5 protein-coding genes are annotated in these 8,101 nt (G+C 70.1%); 1 reads left to right on the top strand and 4 read right to left on the bottom strand.

Annotation, left to right across the window (positions count from 1 at the left end; genetic code table 11):
• Nucleotides 1-202: 202 nt before the first annotated feature.
• From NON22_RS16500 to mrcB, 4 genes are all read right to left on the bottom strand, one after another.
• Nucleotides 203-2,524 (bottom strand): S8 family serine peptidase, encoded by a 2,322-nt coding sequence (locus NON22_RS16500; RefSeq protein WP_257388041.1) that lies wholly within the window; start codon nt 2,522-2,524, stop codon nt 203-205.
• A 364-nt stretch (nt 2,525-2,888) separates the two neighbouring features.
• A complete protein-coding gene (gene yoaA / locus NON22_RS16505; RefSeq protein WP_257388042.1) occupies nt 2,889-4,796 on the bottom strand; it encodes a DNA repair helicase YoaA in 1,908 nt (635 codons plus the stop codon).
• A gap of 1 nt (nt 4,797) precedes the next feature.
• On the bottom strand, nt 4,798-5,334 hold the full coding sequence (locus NON22_RS16510; protein ID WP_257388043.1) for a tetratricopeptide repeat protein: 537 nt from the start codon (nt 5,332-5,334) through the stop codon (nt 4,798-4,800).
• 49 nt (nt 5,335-5,383) lie between these two features.
• The gene (gene mrcB, locus NON22_RS16515) at nt 5,384-7,681 is read right to left on the bottom strand and encodes a penicillin-binding protein 1B (protein WP_257388044.1); all 2,298 of its coding nucleotides are present in this window, start codon (nt 7,679-7,681) and stop codon (nt 5,384-5,386) included.
• Between the two features lie 219 nt (nt 7,682-7,900).
• Here mrcB and NON22_RS16520 point away from each other — a divergent pair.
• A partial coding sequence (locus NON22_RS16520; protein WP_257388045.1) for a hypothetical protein occupies nt 7,901-8,101 on the top strand: 201 nt, incomplete at its 3' end.

Consider the following 8,101-nt stretch of genomic DNA (forward strand, 5'->3'; position numbering starts at 1 on the left):
GGCGGCCGGCGCCGCCGCCTTCCTCGAGCCCGGGCCTGTCCCGGGCTTTTTCATGCGCCGGCGCCGGCGGCCGGCGACACCGCAGCCGCCTCTGGCGGCGAACAGGACGGAAATCCGGTCAACGAAAAAGGGCCTTCCTCGCGGAAGGCCCTGAATGCCTGCGATCGGACCCGGCCGGCCGGAGACCGGCCGGGTGCTTCGATCAGTTCTGGAAGCCGTTCGCGAAGATGCCGTCGCGCGTACCGGCCACCGACAGCGTCAGGCGTTCGGTCGGCAGGGTGTTGTCGCTCGGCGTCAGCACGACGTAACCGAACGCCAGCGGCGCCGTGATCGCGCCATAGCCCATGTTCACGGCGATGTTCAGCGTCTGCGTGCCGCCGCCGACCACGGTGAAGTTCGACGGCGTGATCGTCACGACCGGCGCGCCGGCGCTGAACTGCGGCACGTAGGTCGCGGTCCAGGTCGTGCCGCTCGCCACCTTGCTGTTCAAGGTGCGCGTGAACGAGCAGCTGACGTTGCACGCGACGTCGCGCATGGACGGGATGTTCAGCGTCCGCGGCTGGATCGAACCGCCGCTCGGGTTCGCCGCGAGGAAGTTCGCGTAGGTCTCGTTCATCGTCAGCGCGGCCTTGATCGCCTTGGTCAGGTCGACGCGGCCGTTGCCGACGTCATCCGGATCCCAGGGCGAGCTCGCGTCGTCGTCGTTGCCGGTGATCTTCGCGGTCAGCTGCAGCACCGACTTCACTTCCATCGGCGTCCACGCCGGCTTGGCCGCGCGCACGAGCACAGCCGAGCCGGCCAGATGCGGCGAGGACATCGACGTGCCGCTGAGGTAGCCGTACTGGGTCGGATCCGCCAGCGCCGCGTAGATCTGCACGCCGGGGCCGGTGATGTCGGGCTTGGTGACCTGCAGATAACCGGTCGGCACCGGACCGCGCAGGCTGAAGTCCGCGAGCACGTCGCCCTTCTTCTGCGTCGGATCGAAGCTGAAGGTCGCCGTCGTCGGATTCGCGGCGATGAAGTCGCGGATCGCGTCGCCCGGCGTCTGCTTGACGCTGTAGGCCGGGACCGTCGTCGGCGAGCCGGTCGTGTCCATCGACAGCGGGCCGGCCTGGTTGTTGCCGACCAGCACGAAGGTTGCGCCGGCGTTGACGGCGTTGGTGATCTTCTCGGAGAAGTTGCAGTTGCCGCGACGGACGTAGGCGACCGAGCCGGTGAAGTAGCCGGCCGGGACGCCGCCGCTGGCCGTGCAGGCTTCGAGGTTGGTCGGATAGCTCTTGATCGGCTGGCCGGTGAAGATCGAACCGATCGGCGTCGTGCTGCCCTGCTTGGCGGCGACGCCGACGCCGGCCGGCGGCGGCGTGCCGGGGCCGGCGAGGCTGACCAGCGCGAGGATGTTGTCGTCGTGCGTGGACGCGGCGACGGTCATGACCCACGGGCCGAGGTGGTTGACCTGGCCGGTCGGGTTCGTGATCGTCGTGCTGGTGTTGCCGGCCGAGGCCGACACGACGATGTCGGCGTTGACCATGTCGAGGAAGACGCGGTCGCCGTCGCCGGGCGTCCACGGCGTGCGGCCGCCGGAAATCGAGTAATTCACGACGTCGACGCCGTCGGCGATCGCGTTCTGCATCGCCGCCGAGATGTCGGCGCCCGGGCAGGTCGTGCCGGGGCAGGCCTTGTACTGGCGGATCGACGCGCAGGGCGCGACGCCGGACATGCTCGTGAACGGCGCCGGGATCACCGGCGTCGGCACCGTGGCCGAGGTCAGTGTGTTGCCGGCCGCCGTGCTCGAGGTATGCACGCCGTGGCCGTCGTCGGTGGCTTCCGGATTGGAGCCGTTGCAGGCGCCGGTCATGCTGTCGGTGCTGCTGCAGTCGACGAAGCTCAGCAGCTTCGGATTTGCGCCGCTGAAGCCGCAGGCCGCGTCGTTCGCGAACGACGGATGGTCGGAATTCGTACCGCCGTCGATGACGCCGAGCACGACGCCGAAGCCGCGCGTGCCGGTGCCGCCCGGAACGGCCGTGCCGTTCCAGACCGAGTCGGCGCCGATGAAGGTCGGACCGCGGTAGGTGTCCAGGTGCTCGAAGCCGGCGGCGCGGATGCTCTGCACGCCGGGCAGGTTGCGCACGGCTTCGGCTTCGCTCGCGGTCAGCTCCGCGGCGATGCCGTTCATCGTGATCGCATAGTGATGGGTCGCCTTGACCTCGCGGCCGAGCGCCGAGGAGATCGACTGCACGCGCTGCGCGCGGATGTCAGCCAGATGCTTGGTGTAAGCCGCGGCCGCCGGACTCCTGGTGTCCAGCTTGCGCTGTCCCTTGATCGCCGGCGCGGTCGCTTCCAGGGAAGCGGCGCCGCCGGTGTAGTACAGCAATCCCGGTTCGTTGAACGTGATGATGTAGCTCTCGGCCGCCGCGGCAGTCGCCGTCGCCGACTGCGCCGCCGCCGGCGACGAGCCCATCATTCCTCCTGCCAGCACGACGCCGATGACCGACGCCAGCGCCGTTACCCGAATCGACTTACCCATGGAACCTCCCGACACAGACACACACACGAAAAAAACGGCCGCGGCCTGATCACCCGACAAGCGCAGCCGGCGCACGGAAGAACGTGGGATCGCAAACGAGACATTACGGAAGACCGATACGGGCGCGAGCCCCCGGTGGCCGTTCAGTGAGGCTTGCCACAACATTCGTCCAGACAACTCTTATAGCAGGGCCCGAAGGGGGGTCACAATCTGCAATGCCGCAATGCGGGAATTTTTTCCGGCGCGCACGGCCGCGCCGCGAAACAAGCGCCGCTCAATGCGTGAATACCGCGTGAAAAATGCGTCTCGAGACGGTGATATGCTCCGCCGCGGTGCGGATCGCACTGCAGCAACGCGCGGCGATTCAGACGCCGAAAAATGTCTGGACGTCGGCGAGCTCGCGGGTGACCGGCGTCGGCGGCAGGCTGCGCAGGAACAGCTTGCCGTACGGCCGCGTGCTCAGGCGCGGATCGCAGAGCACGAGCACGCCGCGGTCGTCGACGTCGCGGATCAACCGGCCGGCGCCCTGTTTGAGCGCGATGACGGCCGACGGAATCTGCCATTGCACGAACGGATTGCCGCCGGCTTCGCGCAGCGCGGCCAGGCGCGCCTCGAGCACGGGATCGTCTGGCGCGGCGAACGGCAGCTTGTCGATGATCACGCAGGACAAGGCTTCGCCGGCGACGTCCACGCCTTCCCAGAAGCTCGCCGCGCCGAGCAGCACGCCGTTGCCCGACGCGCGGAATGCGGTCAGCAACTGGTGCCGCGGCGCCGTGCCCTGCACGAACAGCGGATACGGCTGCGTCGCGAGCCGTTCGGCGGCGCGGCGCAGCGCGCGGTGCGACGTGAACAGCAGGAACGCGCGGCCACGCGACGCGCGCAGCACCGGCAGCGCCGCGTCGACGACGCGGTCGGTGTAGTCCGGCGCGCTCGGATCAGGCAGGTTGCGCGGCAGGTAGGTCAGCGCCTGATTCGCGTAGTCGAACGGACTCGGCAGACTCAGGGTGACCGGATCGTCGAGACCGAGCTGGCGCGCGAAATGGCCGAACTCTCCGGCGACCGACAACGTCGCCGAGGTGAGTATCCAGGCCGCGCGGCTCTGCAGGCGCAGATTGCGCAGCGGCGGCGCGAGATCCAGCGGTGTGGCATGCAGCGCGAAGCCGTGGCTGCTGAGCTCGTACCAGTGCACCCAGTCGTGGCTCGCGCCGTCGAGCACCTGATCGAGCTTCTCGATCAGTCCCTGGGCGCGCTCGTGCAGCGCGGTCAGGCCGCGCGAGCGTTCGGCCTGCGACGCGAGCGCGGCTTCGAGCGCGCGCAACGCCGTCTGCAGCTCGCGCAGCTCGGCCATCGCGAAGCGGTCTTCCTCGACCGCGGTGAAGGCGCCGCGCGCCGGCAGCTTGTCGAGCGCGAGCCGCGTGCGGCGCAGCGCCGACGTGGTCGCCGCGATCGGATCGCGCAGCACGGCGAACGCGCCGGTCACCGAGCCGCATTCGGCCTCGGCGTCGCTGCCGAGCTCCTGCAGCTGCCGCGCCGAGAAGCTGACCGAGAAGAACTGTCCGGCCAGCTCGGGAATCTGGTGCGCCTCGTCGAGGATGAACGCATTCGCGCCGGGCAGGATCTCGCCGAAGCCTTCCTGCTTGATCGCGAGGTCGGCGAACAGCAGGTGATGGTTCACGACGACGAGATCGGCTTCCTGCGCGGCGCGGCGCGCCTTGATCACGAAGCAGTCGTTGAACATCGGGCAATCGGCGCCGAGACAGTTCTCGGCGGTCGAGGTCACGCGCGGCCACAGCGGCGAATCCTCGGGCACCTCGGCGATCTCGTTGCGGTCGCCGCTGCTGCTGCGTCCGGCCCAGCCGCGCAGGGCCTGCAGCTGCGCGACCTGCTCGCGCGAGGCCAGCCGGCCGTCGCGATGGGTCTGGTCGAGCCGGTACAGGCACAGATAATTCGCGCGGCCCTTGAGCAGCGCGGCCTTGATGCGCGCACCGGTGACCTGGCGCACGCGCGGCAGGTCGCGATGGAACAGCTGGTCCTGCAGCGTCTTCGTGCCGGTCGACACGATGACGCGCTTGCCCGAGGTCACCGCGGGCACGAGATAGGCGAAGGTCTTGCCGGTGCCCGTGCCCGCTTCGGCGATCAGGATGTGCCGCTCGTCCATCGCTTCGGCCACGGCCGCGGCCATGGCCTGCTGCGCGGCGCGCGGCGCGAAGCCGGGCACCTCGCGCGCGAACGGGCCCTCGGCGCCGAGCAGGTCGCGAACGTCGTGCCGCACGTTACAGCCGCTGGCGCGGCGGCACCTTGCAGGCGGCGAGCTGCGCCTTCGCGCTCTCGGCGCTGGCCTCGTCCTTCGCCGCGCGGCGCGTCTCGACTACCGTCTGCCAGTTGCGCGCGCACAGACTGCCGAGGCGCGGCCCGAGCTCGAACGACTTGCGCGCGAGCGCTTCGGCGTCGGCGTAGCGGCGCAGGCCGACCAGCAGTTCGGCCTTGAGCTGCAGGATTTCCGGCGCGTCGGGCGCGAGCTTGAGCGCCTGGTCGACCGCGCCGACCGCGTCGTTGTAGTTGTGCGCGGCTTCGAAATCGGCGGCCTGCTTGAGGAATCCGTCGACGGACGGATCGCGCAGCGGCTGCACTTCCACCGACGAGGCCGTGGACGCACCGGCCTGGCGTATCGCCTGCACCATGTCGTGATCGGGACGCACGGCCTTGGCGCGCGTCTCGCCGCCGACGGTGCCGCCACCGCCGCTGCAACCGGCCAGTACGGCCAGCGCCGCCGCCGCGGCGATCCCGCGCATCTGCATGCTGCTTTTCATCGTTGTCCTGCCTTTCCGTCGATTCGTGATTGCCCTGCGGCCGCGGGCGCTACTGCTGCGCTTCGCCGCCGAACCATTCGCGCAAACGTTCCATTGTGCACCCCTGCTCCTGCTCCGGCACGTAGCCCGCCAGGAACGGCAACTGGCGCGCGCCGGGACAGCCGGACTCGGTGCGCTGGCCGGTTTCCGGATTGACCCAGGCCAGTTCTATGCCCTGGCTCAGATTCAGGTCCAGCGGCCGCGTCGGCACCGCGTCGAACAGCGCCATCCAGACCTTGAGCGCGCCGGTCGCGCCGACGAGGCCGGTCGGCTTGTTGTCGTCGCGGCCGACCCAGACCACGGCCAGGTGATCGGCGCTGAAGCCCGCATACCAGCTGTCGCGCGAATCGTCGCTGGTGCCGGTCTTGCCGGCGGAATTGAGTCCGGCCAGCGGGCCGGCGCCGACCGCGCGCGCGGTGCCGCGCAGGTTGACCTGCTGCATCGCGTAGGTGACCAGCCGCGCGGCCTCGACGTAGTCGCCGGCGCCGGGCTTGCTGCCATAGCGGCGCAGCGGCTTGCCGTCGCGGTCGAGCACGCCGCGCACGGCGACGACCGGCAGCGCATGGCCGTCGGCGGCGAAGTATTGATAGAGCTGGGCCACTTCCAGCGGCGAGAGATCCAGCGCGCCGAGCAGCAGCGACGGATTCGGATTGATCTCGCGGCCGAAGCCGAACGAGGCGATCAGCGCGCGCACGCGGTCGACGCCGACGAGCATGCCCAGGCGCACCGTGGACAAGTTCCAGGAGTAGGTCAGTACGTCGACGAGCGCGACGCGGCCGTGCGCAGTCTTGTCGGCGTTCTGCGGCATCCAGTTCTTGCCGTTGGGCTGCGGCAGGCTGACCGGCGCGTCCTCGACGATGCTCGCGAGCGAATAGCGCTGCGGCTGGGCCAGCGCGGCCAGAAATACGAACGGCTTGACCAGCGAACCGATCGGCCGGCGCGCGTCGAGCGCACGGTTGAAGCCGGGCTGGTCCGGCGCGCGATCGCCGATGACGGCCTGCACCTCGCCGTCGTGCGCGCCGGTCACGACCAGCGCGGCCTGGGTCTCGTCCTGCTTCTTGCCGAGCGCGGCCAGGCTGTCGCGCAATGCCTTCTCGGCGGCGAGCTGGGTGGACGGAACGAGCGTCGTCAGCACCGACAAGCCGGCGCCGCGCAGCGCCGCATCGTCGTAGTCGCGCTTGAGCTGCGCGCGCACGAGGTCGAGGAACGCCGGGAAGCGGTTGCGCGGCAGGCCCGGCGTTTCGGAAATGCCGAGCGGCGCGGCCTTGGCGCGCGCGAGCTCGTCGGCGTCGATCAGGCCGGTGTCGAAGAACTGCTGCAGCACGAGATTGCGCCGCGCCAGCGCGCGTTCGGGCGCGCGCCGCGGATCGTAGTAGCTCGGTCCCTGCACGAGGCCGACCAGCAGCGCGACGTCGGGCGCGCGCAGGGTGCCGAGCTCGCGGCCGAAATAGAACTCGCTCGCCGCGGCGAAGCCGTGCACGGCCTGGCCGCCCTGCTGGCCGAGGAAGATCTCGTTGACGTAGGCCTCGAGGATGCGGTGCTTGTCGTAGCGCGCCTCGATCAGCAGAGCGATCAGCGCCTCGTTGCCCTTGCGCAGAAAGTTCTGGCCGCGGTCGAGGAACAGGTTCTTGACGAGCTGCTGGGTCAGGGTCGAGCCGCCCTGCACGACGTGCCCGGCGACGAGATTGGCCCAGCTCGCGCGCAGGATCGCGACGAAATCCACGCCGTGGTGATGCTTGAAATTGCGGTCCTCGACGGCCTGCAGGCCCGATACCAGCAGCGGCGGCATCTGGCCGAGCTTGGCCACGCGGCGCTCTTCCTGCTCGGCGCCGTACAAGGTCGCGATGCGCGCCGGATCCAGCCGCACGCGCTCCAGCGCCTTGCCGCTGTCGATGTCCTTGACAGTGTAGACGCGCGAACGCACGAGCACGACTTCGACGCGGCGCGCCTTCTCCAGGCCGTCCAGCGAGGCGAACGCGCGGCGCGAAATGACGAAGCGGTCGCCGTCGTGCATGAAGCTGCCGGGCGCGCGCGCGCCGGTGATCTCGTCGTAGCGCGCAGCTTCGAGCTCGGTCTTCAGGGTGGCCGCATCCAGCGGCATGCCGGGCACCAGCTCCAGCGGCCGCGCGTAGATGCGCGTCGGCGTCTCCCAGGACAGGTCGTCGAAGCGCTCGCGCACCTGGGTGTCCAGGTACAGCGCGTACGGCACGATGAAGGCGACGATGAAACCGAGGCCTGCCCAGAACGGCGCGCGCAGCCAACGCCAGAGCAGACGCGCCAGCTCGGCGCAGCGGGCTAAGAATGACAATGCGGAATCCAGACCTATGCAGGCGAGCCGCCGCGCACCTGCGCGGCGGCCCCGGAATCTGCGGCGCGCTTCCGGCGCGACGCAAGCCGGCGCAGTGTACCCGATGCGGCTGAACCGCTGACGGCGGCCGCCACGGTTTCGCCGCGGGCGCCTATCCGCGATAATCCGGCCCTTTTTCGCGTGCGCGGTTTCGTCCGCGCAACAAGGACTTGATCGCCCGTGCCCCCGATCTCTCCCGCTACGCCCCACGCCGCCGTACTGGTCCATGGCCCGGCCGCCACGGCCGCCTGGTGGCAGGCACTCCAGGCACAGTTGCCGGAAGGTCTGGCGCTCGGCGCGGCGTTCGCGGCGGACCTGCCGGCCGCGGCGACGCCGCTGGCCGCGACCGACGCGTCGACCGCCGGCCTGCTCGCCGCCGCA

This window comes from Tahibacter caeni (genome assembly GCF_024609805.1).
Taxonomy (GTDB): Bacteria; Pseudomonadota; Gammaproteobacteria; order Xanthomonadales; family Rhodanobacteraceae; genus Tahibacter; species Tahibacter caeni.

Excerpts from the sequence above, each read along its gene's own strand:
- NON22_RS16500 (WP_257388041.1), bottom strand. The coding sequence starts at position 2,524 with ATGGGTAAGTCGATTCGGGTAACGGCGCTGGCGTCGGTCATCGGCGTC.
- NON22_RS16510 (WP_257388043.1), bottom strand. The coding sequence starts at position 5,334 with ATGAAAAGCAGCATGCAGATGCGCGGGATCGCCGCGGCGGCGGCGCTG.